At 64.3% G+C, this 15353-nt stretch carries 15 protein-coding genes; 10 read left to right on the forward strand and 5 right to left on the reverse strand.

Going from position 1 to position 15353, the window contains the following annotated elements; all coding sequences use genetic code 11:
- The first annotated feature begins 29 nt into the window (after positions 1–29).
- Positions 30–650: a TRAP transporter small permease subunit gene (locus ESZ60_RS13905; RefSeq protein ID WP_134681338.1), complete on the forward strand. Its 621-nt coding sequence runs from the start codon at positions 30–32 to the stop codon at positions 648–650.
- Positions 647–2548, forward strand: a complete 1902-nt coding sequence (locus tag ESZ60_RS13910) for a TRAP transporter large permease (RefSeq protein ID WP_134681339.1) — start codon at positions 647–649, stop codon at positions 2546–2548. The genes ESZ60_RS13905 and ESZ60_RS13910 overlap by 4 nt, the downstream gene beginning before the upstream one ends.
- A 54-nt stretch (positions 2549–2602) precedes the next feature.
- Here ESZ60_RS13910 and ESZ60_RS13915 read toward each other — a convergent pair whose 3' ends face one another.
- A complete protein-coding gene (locus tag ESZ60_RS13915; protein WP_134681340.1) occupies positions 2603–3700 on the reverse strand; it encodes a TRAP transporter substrate-binding protein in 1098 nt (365 codons plus the stop codon).
- A gap of 115 nt (positions 3701–3815) precedes the next feature.
- On the reverse strand, positions 3816–4940 hold the full coding sequence (locus ESZ60_RS13920) for a TRAP transporter substrate-binding protein (RefSeq protein ID WP_134681341.1): 1125 nt from the start codon (positions 4938–4940) through the stop codon (positions 3816–3818).
- Between the two features lie 242 nt (positions 4941–5182).
- Between ESZ60_RS13920 and nrdR the strand changes: the two genes are divergently transcribed.
- Positions 5183–5647, forward strand: coding sequence for a transcriptional regulator NrdR (gene nrdR / locus ESZ60_RS13925; protein ID WP_134681342.1), 465 nt, complete (start codon positions 5183–5185; stop codon positions 5645–5647).
- 14 nt (positions 5648–5661) lie between these two features.
- Positions 5662–6639, forward strand: a complete 978-nt coding sequence (gene ribD, locus ESZ60_RS13930) for a bifunctional diaminohydroxyphosphoribosylaminopyrimidine deaminase/5-amino-6-(5-phosphoribosylamino)uracil reductase RibD (RefSeq protein ID WP_134681389.1) — start codon at positions 5662–5664, stop codon at positions 6637–6639.
- Here the strand turns inward: ribD and ESZ60_RS13935 are convergent.
- The 3 genes from ESZ60_RS13935 to ESZ60_RS13945 all read right to left on the reverse strand — a co-directional run bounded on the left by ESZ60_RS13935 (position 6636) and on the right by ESZ60_RS13945 (position 11190).
- The gene (locus ESZ60_RS13935) at positions 6636–8540 is read right to left on the reverse strand and encodes a capsular polysaccharide biosynthesis protein (protein ID WP_134681390.1); all 1905 of its coding nucleotides are present in this window, start codon (positions 8538–8540) and stop codon (positions 6636–6638) included. The two genes, ribD and ESZ60_RS13935, sit on opposite strands and share 4 nt — an antisense overlap.
- 94 nt (positions 8541–8634) lie before the next feature.
- Complete coding sequence (locus tag ESZ60_RS13940) at positions 8635–9801, reverse strand: polysaccharide biosynthesis/export family protein (RefSeq protein ID WP_483414162.1); 1167 nt, start codon at positions 9799–9801, stop codon at positions 8635–8637.
- Between the two features lie 99 nt (positions 9802–9900).
- Positions 9901–11190: a capsule biosynthesis protein gene (locus ESZ60_RS13945; RefSeq protein ID WP_134681392.1), complete on the reverse strand. Its 1290-nt coding sequence runs from the start codon at positions 11188–11190 to the stop codon at positions 9901–9903.
- A 273-nt stretch (positions 11191–11463) separates the two neighbouring features.
- Here ESZ60_RS13945 and ESZ60_RS13950 point away from each other — a divergent pair, with 273 nt between their 5' ends.
- The 6 genes from ESZ60_RS13950 to ESZ60_RS13975 all read left to right on the forward strand — a co-directional run bounded on the left by ESZ60_RS13950 (position 11464) and on the right by ESZ60_RS13975 (position 15212).
- Entirely contained in the window at positions 11464–12057 is a 594-nt protein-coding gene (locus ESZ60_RS13950; protein WP_134681343.1) for a riboflavin synthase, read from the forward strand.
- Positions 12057–12623, forward strand: a complete 567-nt coding sequence (locus ESZ60_RS13955) for a hypothetical protein (protein WP_134681344.1) — start codon at positions 12057–12059, stop codon at positions 12621–12623. Before ESZ60_RS13950 ends, ESZ60_RS13955 begins: the two co-directional genes overlap by 1 nt.
- Complete coding sequence (ribB, locus tag ESZ60_RS13960) at positions 12613–13731, forward strand: 3,4-dihydroxy-2-butanone-4-phosphate synthase (protein WP_134681345.1); 1119 nt, start codon at positions 12613–12615, stop codon at positions 13729–13731. Before ESZ60_RS13955 ends, ribB begins: the two co-directional genes overlap by 11 nt.
- 3 nt (positions 13732–13734) lie before the next feature.
- Positions 13735–14289: a 6,7-dimethyl-8-ribityllumazine synthase gene (locus tag ESZ60_RS13965; protein ID WP_134681346.1), complete on the forward strand. Its 555-nt coding sequence runs from the start codon at positions 13735–13737 to the stop codon at positions 14287–14289.
- Entirely contained in the window at positions 14286–14786 is a 501-nt protein-coding gene (gene nusB, locus ESZ60_RS13970; RefSeq protein WP_134681347.1) for a transcription antitermination factor NusB, read from the forward strand. Before ESZ60_RS13965 ends, nusB begins: the two co-directional genes overlap by 4 nt.
- A gap of 72 nt (positions 14787–14858) precedes the next feature.
- Positions 14859–15212, forward strand: a complete 354-nt coding sequence (locus ESZ60_RS13975; protein ID WP_134681348.1) for a hypothetical protein — start codon at positions 14859–14861, stop codon at positions 15210–15212.
- Positions 15213–15353: the final 141 nt, after the last annotated feature.

Genomic DNA, 15353 nt, shown 5'->3' on the forward strand with positions numbered 1-15353 from the left:
GCATGGCCAAATAAGGGGAGGTTTCACGCATGGGTGCCCTATTAGGGCTGTCTCGCGGCATTGATCGCGTCAACACGGTGATCGGGAGGTCGGTCACCTGGCTGATCCTGGTCGCGGTTCTCGTCAGCGCGGGCAACGCCATCATTCGGAAGGTGCTGAACACCTCGTCGAATGCCTGGCTTGAACTGCAATGGTATCTTTACGGCGCGGCCTTTCTGGGCGCTGCCGCTTACACGCTGAAGGAAAACGAGCATATCCGCATCGACATCATCTACGGGATGTGGACGCGCCGCCGCCAGCATTGGATCGACCTGATCGGCCATTGCCTGTTCCTGATGCCCTTCGTCACCTTGATGATCTATTACCTGACGCCCTGGGTCATGCGCAGCTTTCGCAGCGGCGAGGTATCGACCAATTCGGGCGGGCTGATCCTGTGGCCGGCCAAGGCGATGCTGCTCGCGGGCTTCATCCTGCTGTTCATTCAGGGAATCTCCGAGATCATCAAGAAGATCGCGGTCATGCGCGGGATCATTCCCGATCCGAACCCCTTCGTGTCGCATCACGCTGCAGCCGCCCTCGAGGGCGAGGCGATGGCGCGCGACATGGAGGCCGCGCTTGAAGACGAGCCCCGCGAGGAGAGCCGCAAATGATGGAACTCATCGCGCAGAACATGGCACCGATCATGTTCGCCTCGCTCGTCCTCTTCCTGCTCTTCGGCTATCCGGTCGCCTTTGCGCTGGCCGCGAACGGGCTTTTGTTCTTCGTCATCGGCGTCGAACTTGCGCCGCTGTCGGGCGGCTCGATCAACCTCAGCTGGCCGCTGTTGAACGCCATGCCGGAACGGCTCTGGGGGGTGATGTCGAACGAGACATTACTTGCCATTCCCTTCTTCACCTTCATGGGCATCGTGCTCGAGAAATCGGGCATGGCCGAGGATCTTCTGGACACGATCGGCCAGCTTTTCGGCCCGATCCGTGGCGGCCTTGCCTATGCGGTGATCATCGTGGGCGCGCTGCTGGCGGCAACCACGGGCGTCGTCGCGGCCTCGGTCATCGCGATGGGTCTTATCTCGCTGCCGATCATGCTGCGCTACGGTTACGACCGTCGCATTGCTTCGGGGACCATCGCGGCCTCGGGGACCTTGGCGCAGATCATCCCGCCCTCGCTGGTTCTGATCGTGCTGGCCGACCAGCTCGGCCGGTCGGTCGGCGACATGTACAAGGGCGCGCTGATCCCCGGTCTGGTGCTGACCGGGATCTACATGGGCTATATCTTCCTCGTGTCGATCTTCCGCCCGCACCTGATGCCCGCCCTGCCCAAAGAGGCGCGCACGCTGGGTTCTGGCGTCACCTCGCTTTTCGTGGCGCTGGCCGCGACGCTGGGGCTGGCCTATCTGGCATTCCTGTGGCTCTACCCGACGCAGGGCAAGGATGCCGACATCCTCGCGCCCGCGATCGCGATCATCGCGATCTATGTCGTGGCGCTGCTCGACAAGGCACTGAAGATCAACCTGATGTCGCGCCTCGCGCAGCAGGTTGTCATCGTGCTGATCCCGCCGCTGGCGCTGATTTTCCTGGTGCTGGGCACGATCTTTCTGGGCATCGCCACGCCCACGGAGGGCGGCGCGATGGGCGCGGTCGGCGCGCTGCTGCTCGCAGGCATCAAGGGGCGTCTGAACTATGACGTGATCCGTCAGGCCTTGCTGGCAACGACCCGGCTTTCTGCCTTTGTCATGTTCATCCTGATCGGCGCGCGGGTCTTCTCGCTGACCTTCTATGGCGTGAACGGTCATATCTGGGTCGAACATCTGCTGACCTCGCTGCCGGGGGGCGAATATGGCTTCCTGATCGCGGTGTCTGTACTGGTCTTCCTGCTGGCCTTCTTCCTCGACTTCTTCGAGCTGGCCTTCATCATCGTTCCGCTTCTGGCCCCCGCGGCCGAGGCGATGGGGATCGACCTGATCTGGTTCGGCGTGCTTCTGGGCGTCAACATGCAGACCAGCTTCATGCACCCGCCCTTCGGCTTCTCGCTGTTCTTCCTGCGTTCGGTCGCCCCCAAGGTGGCATATCAGGACAAGGTCACGGGAAAGATGATGGAGCCGGTGACCACGGGGCAGATCTATTGGGGCGCAGTGCCCTATGTCTGCATCCAGCTCGTGATGGTGGCGATCGTCATGCTCTTCCCGGGATTGGTGATGCATTACAAGGGTCCGCCCATCGACACCTCGAATGTCAAGATCGAGATCCCCGCAGGAGGGGGACTTGGCGGACTGGGCGGCGGTCTGGGCGGCGGTCTGGGCGGAGGCCTCGGCAACCCGTTCGGCGCACCTGCGACCCCGGGCGCTGCGCCCGGAGGCCTTGGCGGTTTGGGCGGCGCGCCGAATTTCGGCACGACTGCCCCGGCCCCAGCCACAGCACCCGGCACGCCGGAGGCCCCGGCTCCGGAAGGCGTTGCGCCGAGCCCGGCTGCCCCTTCGGGCGGGTTGAACCCGCTGTCGGGTCCGCCTCCGGGTCTGACCGCACCTGCGACGCCTCCGGCAAGCAATTGAACAAAGAAAGGCGGCCCAAGGGCCGCCTTTCCATTTCCACCTTGGCGGCAGCGTTCAGATGCTGCCCTTTTGCTTCTGGATCATCATGTAAGTGTCGTAGGTGTAGTCCGAAATCTGCTGGTACTGGAACGATTTCCCCCTGAACTCGACAATCGTGTCGTAGATCTTCTTGAAGGTCGGGTTCTGGGCGCTGATCTCGGCATAGACCTCCTGGCTGGCGGCAAAGCCCGCATCCATGATCGCCTCGGACATGGGCCGCAATTGCGCGCCTGCCCCGACAAGACGCAGCAGCGCATCGGGGTTCTTCCAGTCATAGCTTGCCATCATGTCGCAGGTCACGGCCTGCGAGGCGACCTTGAGCGCGACGCGATAGGCTTCCGGCAGATCGTTCCATGCCTTGAGATTGAACATCGCATGCAGCGTCGCGCCACCTTCCCACCAGCCGGGGTAGTAGTAATAGGGCGCGACCTTGACGAATCCCAGCTTGTCATCGTCATAGGGCCCAACCCATTCCACCGCGTCGATCGTGCCCTTTTCCAGCGCGGCATAAATGTCGCCGCCGGGAATGTTCTGGGGCACGACGCCCATTTTCTCCATGATCTTGCCGGCAAAGCCGCCGATCCGCATCTTCAGGCCCTTGAGATCCTCGGCGGTGTTGATCTCCTTGCGATACCAGCCGCCCATCTGCGCGCCGGTATTGCCCAGCGGCAGTCCGTAAAGGTTCTGCTGGGCATAGAATTCGTTCATCAGGTCATTGCCGCCGCCATAATAGAACCAGGCGTTCTGCTGGCGCGGGTTCAGACCAAAGGGCAGGGCCGTGGGCAGCGCCCAGACCGGGTCCTTGCCCCAATAGTAATAGGACGAGGTATGTGCCGCCTCGACCGTGCCTTCGGAGACCGCATCGGCCGCCTGCAAGCCGCCAACGATCTCGCCGGGGGCAAAGACCTGGATCTCGAAATTGCCGTCGGTCATGCCGCGGACATATTCCGCGAGCGTCACCGCGCCCTGATGGATGGTGTCGAGCGATTTCGGGTAGCTCGAAGTCATCCGCCACTGCACCTTGGGCGCGGACTGCGCGATGGCGGGGGCGGCAAGGGTTCCGGCTGCAACCGAGCCGATTGCGCTGGCGCGCAGGAAAGAACGTCTGTCCATGTATTTCCTCCTCCGGGACGGCGTGACCTTAACGGCGCGGAACGATCGGGGGAAGATGCGAAAACGCCGCCTCGAAGCATATCCGAGACGGCGTTTCCTGAATTCAATCAGATCATTACAGCATGTTGTTGCGCTGCTGGATCATCATGAACGTGTCATAGGTATATTCGGCGGTCTGGTTGTAGAGATACCAGTCGGCCCGCGCGGTCTTGATCGAGTCCCAGATTTTCTTGAAGGGCGCGTTCGAGGCTTCCAGCTCAGCATAGACCTCGTTCGCAGCCTTGTAGCAGGCATCGAGGATCTCTTGGCTGAAGGGCCGCAGTTGCGCACCCGAGGCCACCAGTTCCTTCAGGGCAACCGGGTTCAGGTGATCGTATTTCTGCAGCATGTTTGCATCGGTCGCTTGCGCGGCGGTGCGCAGCAATGCCTTGTAATGCTCGGGGAGGGCTTCGTATTTCTCCTTGTTGAAGAAGAAATGGACGGTCGGGCCGCCTTCCCACCAGCCGGGATAATAGTAATAGGGCGCGACCTTGAAGAAGCCGAGCTTCTGGTCGTCATAGGGGCCGACCCATTCCGAAGCGTCGATCGTGCCTTTTTCCAGCGCCGGATAGATATCGCCCCCGGCGATCTGCTGCGGCACGGCGCCAAGACGCTCGAGCACCTTGCCCGCAAAGCCGCCAACCCGGATCTTGAGCCCTTTCAGGTCCTCGACCGTGTTGATTTCCTTGCGGAACCATCCGCCCATCTGCGCACCGGTATTCCCGCCCGGCAGGCCGAAGATGTTATGGGTGGCGAGGAATTCGTTATACAGGTCGATGCCGCCACCATGATATTGCCAGGCGTTATGCGCCCGCGCCGAAAGCGCGAAGGGCACGGCTGCGCCCAAGGCAAAGGTCGGATCCTTGCCCCAGCTGTAATAGCCGACCGTGTGGCAGGCTTCGACGGTGCCGTCGGTCACGGCGTCCTGGGCCTGCAGGCCGGGGACGATCTCGCCCGCGGCAAAGACCTGGATCTGGAACTTGCCGCCGGTCGCCTCGGACAGGTATTTCGACAGAACTTCCGCGCCGCCATAGATCGTATCCAGCGACTTGGGGAAAGACGAGGCCAGACGCCATTTCACCTCGGGCATTTCCTGCGCGATGGCAGGAGCAGCCAGGGCGGCACCGGCGGCAGCGGTCGCGCCGCCGACTGCGGCGCGCGTCAGGAAGCTGCGCCGATCGAATTTGCTGTTGTTTTTCATAGTTTCCTCCGCGTTGGTCAGCCTCTCCTGGCGGCCGACGCCTCGGACTGTTGCACGCGAAAAGGCGGCTGTCGAGATGCTCATCACGGGAAAATCGGGCCTGACCGGGGCGCGACGGAAAACTTCCGGTTTTCGCGCGGCGGGTGGCCGAAAACCTTATCTTGTGGCGGCATCTCTGGACTACCCAAGTTGTTCCAAGCTTCCTATAGTGGCTGAGGTTTTGGGAAATCGAGGGACAAGGGATGCGCTGTCCGTTCTGCGGCAATGTGGACACTCAGGTTAAGGATTCGCGGCCTGCCGAAGACAATGTCGCCATTCGCCGACGCCGCTTTTGCCCCGCCTGCGGTGGCCGCTTCACGACCTATGAACGGGTCCAGCTGCGCGATCTGGTGGTGGTAAAGTCCAGCGGCCGGCGCGAGGATTTCGACCGCTCGAAGCTCGAGCGCTCGATCCGCATCGCCATGCAGAAACGCCCGATCGATCCTGAGCGGATCGACCAGATGATTTCCGGGATCGTGCGGCGGCTGGAAAGTCTGGGCGATACCGATATTCCCTCGAAGGTCATCGGCGAGATCGTGATGGAAACCCTGGCCCGGATCGATACTGTCGCCTATGTAAGATTTGCGAGCGTTTACAAGAACTTCCAGGCTGCGGATGATTTCGATAAATTCGTGTCGGAATTGCGCCCGGGACTTGCCGAAGAGTGAGCGATGCGCGCCATATGCGCCATGCCCTTGGTCTGGCGCAACGGGGGCTGGGAAATACCTGGCCCAATCCCGCCGTCGGCTGCGTGATCGAACGCGATGGCCGCATCCTGGGCCGGGGCTGGACCCAGCCCGGCGGTCGCCCTCATGCCGAGACCATGGCGCTGGCGCAGGCGGGCCAATCGGCACGGGGGGCCACAGCCCATGTCACGCTTGAACCCTGCGCCCATCACGGCAAGACGCCGCCCTGCGCCGAGGCGCTGATCGGCGCGGGTGTCGCGCGGGTGGTCGTGGCGATCTCGGATCCCGATCCGCGTGTCTCGGGTCGTGGCATTGCCATGCTGCGCAAAGCCGGGATTGCGGTGACCGAGGGCATCTGCGCGCAAGAGGCCCGCGCCCAGCAACGCGGCTTTCTGACCCGCGTGACCCGGGGACGGCCGATGCTGACGCTGAAGCTTGCGACCAGCTTCGACGGCCGGATCGCCACGGCGAGCGGGGAAAGCCAGTGGATCACCGGCGCCGAAGCCCGCCGCCATGTCCATGCATTGCGCAGCAGCCATGACGCGGTGATGGTCGGCGGCGGCACGGCGCGCACGGATCTGCCGGCGCTGAATGTGCGTGGCATGGGCAGCCTTCGCCAGCCCGTCAGGATCGTCGTCACCTCCCGGCCCTTGCCCGACCTGCCACCGGAAGGGCCGGATCATGGACCGCTCTGGCCGGTGGCTGGCGATATCGGCGAGGTCATGGCCGAACTGGGCAGGCGAGGCCTGACGCGGGTCTTTTGCGAGGGCGGTGGCATTCTGGCGGCGCAGTTGCTGCATGCCGGTCTGGTCGATCAGCTGATCGGCTTCACCGCAGGGCTCATTCTGGGCAGCGATGCCCGATCTGCAAGCGGCGCTCTGGCGCTGCGCCATCTGGCCGATGCGCCCCGCTTTCGGCTGGTCGAGACGCGTCGGATCGGCGCGGATCTCATGCATCGCTGGCTGCGCGACTAGCGCCGCCAGATCCAGGAGTGCCCGCTCAGTGCGCCCTGCGCCTTGGCCAGCATCCGCAGCGCGGGGCTGCCCTGCAATCCGCTGTGGGGATCGGCCAGCCGGTCAAGGGCCACTTCCGGCGGGCAGGGCAGCCCGCTTTTCGGATCGTGGTAGCGCGGATAGGCAATCAAGGCGACATGGATCAGCCGGGGCAGATCCGCGCGGGCCTTACGTCTGGAGGGCACCGGACCCAGATCCCGTGTTAGCCCCCAACCGGCATAGAATGGCGCGCCCAGCGTGGTGACATTCAGGCCGCGCAGCAAGGCTTCCAGACCGATGGTCGAGGTGATGGTCCAGACCTCGTCCACCTGAGCCAGCAATGCGGCCGCATCCGCATCGGCAGCGACCACATCCGCAAGCCGGTCCAGATCCTCCTGTGGCACGACACCCGGGCGCAGCCCCGCCACGACATCGGGATGCGGCTTGTAGATCAGGACGGCCGCAGGGTTCTCGGCGCGCGCGCGCTGCAAGAGCGCCAGATTGCTACGTTCTGAACCCGCGCCAAATCGGATCGAGGCATCGTCCTCGACCTGTCCCGGCACGAGGATGCGATGCCCCGCCGGCAAATCGGGAAGCCTGCCCGCGAGATTGTATTTCGTCACCCCCGCCGCGACGATGGCCGCGCCGAGCGCGGCGGCGCGCGTGGCCCCGCCCGGCGGCAGGGGGGTGGCCATGAGCCGCTCGAAACGGCTTTCGCGGCGCGGATCGTAATAGATGCCCAGATCATCCGCGATCAGCGACAGAGGCGGGACCAATGCCGCACCCAGCCCGCGCGAGCGCAGGAACCCGTCCTCGACCCGCAGCGCCTGCGGCACGAGATCCGCCTTACCCGCCCAGGCAAGCGTGACGCGGGGGCCGGGTTTTCCGGTAAAGCGCACGCCGCGGCCATTCCCGAAGCTGCGGGTTATGAAGGGCCGCTTCCACAACCGGATGCCATAGGCCAGATGCCCGGCATGATCCTGACGCCAGGCCCGCGCCTCGGCCTCGATCTGACGCAGGGCGCCCTCGAAATCGGTCAGCCTGTCGCGGCAAGGGTCGTACCAGACCGGCGCGAGCAGATGGCTTGCCGCGAAAAGCTGCTCGACCGAGACGGGAGCGCGGCGGGGGAAGGCGTGTTCGTCCCGCGACAATCCCCAGCCGGCATAGAATGGCTGTCCAAAGACACGCGGCCGCAGACCGGCCAGGATCGCCTCATAGCCGAGCTGAGACGACATGACATAGACTGCCGCGGCATCTTTCAGCAAAGCCCAGGGTGAAACCGGCGCGTCGCAGAACCGCTCATTCGCGCGCAGGTCCCGAGCCTCGAAATGACCGGGCCGCAGCCCCGAGGCGGTCTCGGGATGGCTGCGGATGACCAGCGGCGCGCCGGGATGCTCGTTCCGGGCGGCATCCAGCATGGCAAGGAACGCTGCCCGCCCGGCGCCCAGAAGCGATGCATCGCCCCGGGTCTGGTCGATGATCAGAACATGCCCCTTGGGCAGATCCGCATGGTCCAGCGTGAAGGCATTGTATTTCGACAGGCCGGCAGCGCGCAGACGCGCGATGGCATCGCTTGCGTCAGTGACGCGGGCAGCGGCGCGCGGGTCCTGAACCAGATTTTCGATCAGCGAGGGCCGGTCTGGCCGGAAATGCAGCCCGACCGGATCGAGGATCAGCCCGACCGGCCCCCGTCGCGCCACGGGACCCGAGGCCCGGCCCGGAAGGATCGAGCGCAGAAAGGCATCCTCGACCCGCAAGAGCTTCGCGCCGCGCTGCCGGGCGACGGCCTCGCCCCGCCATGCCGTCGGGCTTGCCCCCCAGATCCCGACCATATCCGCGGCATTCGGCAATCCGACCGAGGGCCGCCAGCCGGCAAGCTGCATGATCCGGTTGATGCGCGGTGACGAAAAGAAGCCGCGATTGAAAACAAAAAGCCGCCGGAGATCTCCGGCGGCCTTGAAGGTTTCGGGCACGGGCTCAGAACCCGCTTTCGGTCGTGCGGATCTGGTTGACCGGGGCCAGGATCACGTTGAGCGTCTTGGTCCATTGCACCATGGGTGCCTCGGTCACATAGACGGTGTCGCTGTCGCGGATCAGGAAGTCGCGCGCCATGAACATGCCGTTCGGCTTGGTCAGGTCCAGCACATAGGCGACGCGCTGATCGCCATAGATATCGGGGCGGCCAAGCACGGCGCGGGCCACGGATTGCGGCTCGTTGCGCAGAATGAACACGCCCTTGGGATCGGCAAGATTGGTCTGCAACCCGCCGACCATGGCCACGGCCTCGATCGCGTTGATTTCCTCGTTGCCGAGCGGGACCTTGGTCTGGCCCCCAAGCGCACCGAGCGCGGTGAAGCTGCGCTGGTCCTCTTCGACAAGGATGACGTCGCCGGGACGCAGCGCGATGTCGTTGCGCGAATTGGAATAGAGATCGCGCAGCCAGACCTTGCCGCTATTGCCGCCGCGCTTCACGGTCACCACCGCGACCTCGGGTTCGACCGAGACGCCGCCCGCCTTGGACAGCATCGAGGACAGGTTCCGCGTCGGGCGTTCGATCGGATAGACGCCTTGACCATTGACCTTGCCAAGGACCGAGACGGTCGCCCCGTCGCCGGCCATGCGGGTCACCATGACCTGCGGGTCCGGGGTCTGGGTCTCGAGTTTCTGGGTGATGATGCGGCGCAGCTCGTCGGGGCTGTTGCCCGCGGCCCGCACGCGGCCGGCGTAAGGAACGAAGATATAGCCCTGGCTGTCGACCTGCAGCTCTTGCAGCTGCGTCGAACTGGTCCCCATCGAGGCCAAAAGCCCGTCATCGACGTTTTCCCAGATCGACAGGCCCAGGACGTCGCCCGGACGCACTTCATCGGCACCGACCTGGCCCGCAGACTGGAAATCCCGGCTGAAGCCATAGGCCGGCGCGAAATTCGCAGCCCGGTTCACACGGTCATCGACATTGACGATATGGACCGAGCCGCCCTGGCTCACGCCGCTGTCCAGAAGCTGACCTTTGGTCGGTCCCGAACGGGGCAGGCCGCAGGCCGCCAAAAGCAGCACGGCTCCCAGCAGCGCAACCCGCCCGGCCCTGTGGCGGCGCGCATGGGATGCAGCTTCGCGGCTGGCACGCGAAAAACTCAGTTCAGTCAAAGCTTTGCTCCTGTCTCTCGTCCCGTTCCAGGCTTCGCCCGTGTTTATTGATGCGTAGGTTAGACCAGCGGTTTTGGAATTTCTACGTTTTATCAAGAGTCAGTCAGCATCGCGCTCCATCTGTTGCCGATATTTCGCACGTCCCGCGATCAGCGCCTCATAAGGACAGTCGGGCGCAAGCATCATGTCCACCACGATGCGCAGGGCATGGGCGCGGGAGCGCTCGGCATAGAAACCTCCGGGGATCTGGCTGCTTTCCAGCAGGAAATCCCGAAATCGCCGATAGGACAGGGCGCTTGGAGGAACCGGATCGGCAAAGAATTCCGCCAGCGGCTGGCCCGAGACCAGTCCTGGCTTGCAATAGACCGCGCGGCCCATCGCCTTGACCGGCAATCCGCGCCACAGCGCCTGCTGCGCCGAGGTCGAATTCACCGTGAGCGCCGCCCGAGCCTGGTTGAGCAATTGCGCGAGCTTGCCGCCCCGGACGAAATGGACCCGGTCCGAAATCCCCAGATCCTTGGCCTTTTGCGCGATGGCCTGGCGGATGCCCCCGCGACCATCTTCGAGCGGATGGGATTTGAAGACGATATGGTGATGGCGCGGGGCCGAGCGGGCAAATTCCTCAAGCGTCTCGTCGGTGAAATCCGACATGCGCCGGTAATCCGAATGTGCGACGAAATTCGAATCATGCTCGAGTTGCATGAGGACCAGCACATAGGGAAAGCCGCCGCCCCGGATCGCCCGCTCTTCGCGGCGCTGCGCGATCATGTCCACCGGGGTCAGCAAGAGCTTGCGCAGGTTCAGGCGAAACTCCTGGAACACGCCGATCTGGCGATGGGTCCGATAGCCCGAATAGCGCCGGTTCGCGATCAGCACGAAGAAATGATAGAGCGCGCCGTAGAACTTGTGCTGCCGCATGTCGCCCCAGCGCGCCGGAGGCCGGTTCAACTCTCCCACGCGGCTGCGCAGCGCGCGGCTCATTTCGCGCAGGGGAATGTCCATCAGCGCGGAATGTCCATTCGAGCCGCCGCGTTCATAGGTGATCCAGAACGGGCGCAGATAGCCCTCCTCGAAGACATGCAAGACCAGCCCGTAGCGCCGCGCCGCATCGCGCGCCGCCGCATGGATCGGCCGCACATCGCCATAAAGGACGATATCGGTAATCTTTTTCTCGCGGATCATCGCGTCCAGCCGCGACGGCCAGTCCGAGGGAGTCTCGAGATGGGGAACGTAGCGCGGCTTGTCCTTCCAGAAGAACTCGTCCCCGGCGTTGAAGCCGACCCGCCACACGCCGGAACCGGCCTTGCGCAATTGCCGCGACAGTTGATCGAAGAACGGGCCATGCGGACCCTGCAGCAGCAAGAAGACGCGCTCATCGGCCGGCCGCATCGCATGGGCGGCCGGAAGGAGCGGTTCGGGTGCACGTGTCTGAACAGTCACGTTCTGTCCTTCCCACATCGGGTTGCCACGGTGGTTTCCTGCTGCGGCAGTCACGGAAGTCGAGAAAGTTTCGAAAGCGGTCGTCATTTCCGGACTCAATGCACGAAATCGCGAGACTGTCACGACCTTTCCGCCGCTTTGGCCCCGCCTGAGCATGGCTTCGCTTGAAGAACGCGCAGCAAAGCTCTAGGTCTCGGCGCAGTTATTCGGATGGGGGCAGGGATGTTCACCGGGATCATCACCGATATCGGAACCGTAAGCCGCGTCGAGATGCGCGGGGATCTGCGGGCGCGCATCGCCTGCCATTACGACATGAGCGGCGTCGAGATCGGCGCATCCATCGCCTGCGATGGCGTCTGCCTTACCGTGGTCGACAAGGGGCCGGACTGGTTCGATGTCGATATTTCGGCCGAGACCCTGTCCAAGACGAATATCGGCGCGGATGGCTGGTCCGAGGGCAGGCGGGTAAACCTCGAACGCGCGCTTCGGGTGGGCGACGAGTTGGGCGGGCATATCGTGTCCGGCCATGTCGATGGCGTCGCGCTGATCGAAGAAATGCATGACGAGGGGGAAAGCACCCGGATCGCCCTGCGTGCCCCCGAGACGCTGGCCCGCTTCATCGCGCCCAAAGGCTCGGTTGCGCTGAACGGCACCTCGCTGACCGTGAACGAGGTCGAGGGCGCGCGCTTCGGGATCAATGTCATTCCCCATACCCAGGCGGCGACGACCTGGGGCACGGTCAGGCCGGGCGACCGGGTGAACCTCGAAATCGACACGCTGGCGCGCTATGTCGCGCGACTGGCCGAGGCGGGGTAATGGCCGGGCTCGGCCATAATGGCGGACCGGGGCTCGGCAGCAGCTATCGGGCGCATTGCTGGGGCGTCGCCCGGCGCGAGCTTCTGGGCGCGCGCCTGCCCATCGAGGTCGTGCGGATGCAGGTGCGGCGCGCCAAGGAACTGGGGCTGGATTACAAGACCTATGCCGGGGTTCGCGCCTCGACGGGCCGCGACCTCGTGGCCTTTCTCTATTCCTCGAACGCGCTTGGCATGTTCCGCGCGGCGCAGACCTTGCCCACCGGCGTGACGAGGCGGATCGCGACCGCCGCCGCGTCACCGCATCTGGGCTGCGCGCCGGGCCTTGCGCCCGCGTTCCTCGCGCGCCAGATGGGTGCGGTATCCTGGCGCGAGCTGCCCCCTTTCGGCAGCAACTGGGCCGCGATACGGGACGAGATGAAAACCTGGCTCAGAGCGCAGCGCCTTCCGGGCGATGCCGTTCTGATGATCGGGGAGACCGCGCATGAGCGCGAGATGATGACGGCGGGCGGGCTTGCGGGATTCGTGACCGGCCAGGCCTTCTTTGCAGGAGTTGCGGATGCAGTATGAAAAACCCGGACCCGTCGAGCGCGACTGGTCGGACGCGATCTCGCGGATCGAAGAGATCATCAACGAGGCCCGCAACGGCCGCATGTTCATCCTTGTCGACCACGAGGACCGCGAGAATGAGGGCGATCTGGTCATCCCCGCCCAGATGGCCACGCCCGAGGCGATCAATTTCATGGCCATGCATGGCCGCGGTCTGATCTGTCTCGCGATGCCGGGCCAGCGTATCGACGCGCTCGGCCTGCCGCTGATGAGCCCCAAGAATTCCAGCCGCCATGAAACTGCCTTTACCATGTCGATCGAGGCCCGCGAAGGCGTCACGACCGGGATCTCGGCCCATGACCGCGCGCATACGATCGCGGTCGCGATCGACCCGACCAAGGGCGCTGCCGATATCGCGACGCCGGGCCATATCTTTCCGCTGCGCGCCCGCGATGGCGGCGTGCTGGTCCGCGCGGGCCATACCGAAGCGGCGGTCGATGTCTCGCGCCTGGCCGGACTGAACCCTGCGGGCGTGATCTGCGAGATCATGAACGAAGACGGCACCATGGCGCGCCTGCCCGATCTGATTGCCTTTGCGCAGAAACACGGGCTCAAGATCGGGACGATCAGCGACCTGATCGCCTATCGCCGCCGCCATGACAACCTCATCGCCGAACGCGCACAACGCGCAGTGCAATCCGTGCATGGCGGCGATTGGATGATGCGGGTTTTCGCGGATGAAACCTCGGGTGCAGAGCACATCGTCCTGACCAAGGGTGATCTGGCGCAACCCGGCCCGGTCCTCGTGCGGATGCACGCGCTTGACCCGCTGCATGATGTGCTTGGCATCGGTCGTCTGGACGCGGGCGAGCTTTCCGCCGCGATGCGGCTGATCGGACAAGAGGGCAGGGGCGTTGTGGTCCTGTTCCGCGATCTGGAGCGCAAGCTTCCCCTTCAGGGCGAGGTTTCGCCCCATGTCCTGCGCCAATACGGGCTGGGGGCGCAGATTCTGTCCTCGCTCGGGCTGTCCGAGCTTGTTCTTTTGACCAATTCGGCGCCAGTTAAGGTGGTCGGGCTTGACGCCTACGGGCTTTCGATCCATTCCACCCGTCCGATTCCGAAAGAGTAAGCCATGGCCGCCAGCATCGAACATTACCAGCTGCCGCTGCCCCAGATCGAAGGCGGCGCGAAGCTGCTGATCGTGGTCGCGCCCTATTACCGCCAGATCGCCGACGGGCTGATCTCGGGCGCGAAAGCGGTCGCCGAGGCCGCGGGCGCGACGGTGGACCTGATCGAGGTTCCCGGCGCGCTGGAGGTTCCGACCGCGATCGGGCTGGCGGCGGCGCGCGGGCTCTATGACGGCTATGTGGCGCTTGGCTGCGTGATCCGTGGCGAGACGACGCATTACGACACGGTCTGCAACGACAGTTCGCGCGGCGTGACCCTGCTGGGTCTTCAGGGCCATTGCATCGGCAATGGCATCCTGACCGTCGAGAATTACGCGCAGGCCGAAGTTCGCGCCGATCCTCATGGTCAGAACAAGGGCGGCGGCGCGGCCGCTGCGGCATTGCATCTGATCGCGCTGAAACGCCGCTTCGAGGGGCGCAGCGCGGCCGAGCTTTCGGGCAAGACACAACAAGACATCATCCGCCTCGCGGGTGAACTGGAAGGACAGACACGCGCATGAGCGGACAAGGTGGTAACCGGCGCAGCCCGGAAGAACGTGCAGAGCGGCAGGCCCGGACCTCGGCCGCGCGCCTCTATGCGGTTCAGGCGCTGTTCCAGATGGAAGCCGGTGGCCAATCGGCCGATCGCGTCATGGCCGAATTCCGGCAATGGCGCATCGGCCGGACCGACGAGGACGAGGATATGGTCTCGATCGAGGCCGATGGCGTCCTGTTCGGCCGCATCATCGACGAGGCGGTGAACCGCCAGTCGCGCATCGACCAGATGACCGACCGCGCGCTGGTCGCGAAATGGCCAATCGACCGGATCGACCCGGTCCTGCGCGCGCTCTTCCGCGCCGCCGGGGCCGAGCTGGTCGAGACCGGCACCCCGCCCAAGGTCGTCATCACGGAATATGTCCGCGTGGCGCAGGCCTTCTTCCCCGAAGGCCGCGAGGGAAAATTCGTCAATGCGGTTCTGGATCACATGGCCCGAGAGGCGCGTCCCGAGGCGTTCTGACCACGGCGCTTTCGAAAATCGCGCTTTTGCATTATCATCGGGCTTCGCAACCAGCAGCGAGGCCCGTTTTTCATGCCAGGCCTGATCCGCCTCTACCTGCGCAGCACCGTCATCGGCGGGGTTTTGGCCGTTGTCTTCGTCGCCTTGCTGCTGGGCTTTGATTCCGCCGGATTGCGCCATCTGCTATTGGGCAGCGGTTCGGGGCTTGTTGGCCTGCTCCTGCTGACCTTTTTTCACGCGCTGCTCTTCTCGGGGGTGCAATTCGGCATCCGCATCATGCTGATGTCGGAAGGCGACTCGCGTCCGCGGCGCGGGAAAACGCATCGAATTGGACCAGATCGCGCTCTGTGCGAGTCGCGGCGAGCGGTCCCGCATGGCGTCGGCCACCTGTCCGAAAGGTCAGGTCGGAGGCAATTGTCACGCTAAGGACACGGAGATTCGGCGCTTCTGTGGATAAATTGCAACAGATCGCTGCGCCCGATCAGGCCGGCAAAACTGCACAGCTTCAGAGCAACTGGCTTTTATTGCAGTTCTAAGGCGAGATTTCAACCCCAGGCTGCATCCGGC

The sequence above is a fragment of the Paracoccus ravus genome (genome assembly GCF_004522175.1).
In the GTDB taxonomy this organism is placed as follows: Bacteria; Pseudomonadota; Alphaproteobacteria; order Rhodobacterales; family Rhodobacteraceae; genus Paracoccus; species Paracoccus ravus.

Coding starts and splice junctions, on each gene's coding strand:
- ESZ60_RS13905 (WP_134681338.1), top strand. CDS start 30: ATGGGTGCCCTATTAGGGCTGTCTCGCGGCATTGATCGCGTCAACACG.
- ESZ60_RS13910 (WP_134681339.1), top strand. CDS start 647: ATGATGGAACTCATCGCGCAGAACATGGCACCGATCATGTTCGCCTCG.
- ESZ60_RS13915 (WP_134681340.1), bottom strand. CDS start 3,700: ATGGACAGACGTTCTTTCCTGCGCGCCAGCGCAATCGGCTCGGTTGCA.
- ESZ60_RS13920 (WP_134681341.1), bottom strand. CDS start 4,940: ATGAAAAACAACAGCAAATTCGATCGGCGCAGCTTCCTGACGCGCGCC.
- nrdR (WP_134681342.1), top strand. CDS start 5,183: ATGCGCTGTCCGTTCTGCGGCAATGTGGACACTCAGGTTAAGGATTCG.
- ribD (WP_134681389.1), top strand. CDS start 5,662: ATGCGCCATGCCCTTGGTCTGGCGCAACGGGGGCTGGGAAATACCTGG.
- ESZ60_RS13935 (WP_134681390.1), bottom strand. CDS start 8,540: ATGCAGCTTGCCGGCTGGCGGCCCTCGGTCGGATTGCCGAATGCCGCG.
- ESZ60_RS13945 (WP_134681392.1), bottom strand. CDS start 11,190: ATGCGGCCGGCCGATGAGCGCGTCTTCTTGCTGCTGCAGGGTCCGCAT.
- ESZ60_RS13950 (WP_134681343.1), top strand. CDS start 11,464: ATGTTCACCGGGATCATCACCGATATCGGAACCGTAAGCCGCGTCGAG.
- ESZ60_RS13955 (WP_134681344.1), top strand. CDS start 12,057: ATGGCCGGGCTCGGCCATAATGGCGGACCGGGGCTCGGCAGCAGCTAT.
- ribB (WP_134681345.1), top strand. CDS start 12,613: ATGCAGTATGAAAAACCCGGACCCGTCGAGCGCGACTGGTCGGACGCG.
- ESZ60_RS13965 (WP_134681346.1), top strand. CDS start 13,735: ATGGCCGCCAGCATCGAACATTACCAGCTGCCGCTGCCCCAGATCGAA.
- nusB (WP_134681347.1), top strand. CDS start 14,286: ATGAGCGGACAAGGTGGTAACCGGCGCAGCCCGGAAGAACGTGCAGAG.
- ESZ60_RS13975 (WP_134681348.1), top strand. CDS start 14,859: ATGCCAGGCCTGATCCGCCTCTACCTGCGCAGCACCGTCATCGGCGGG.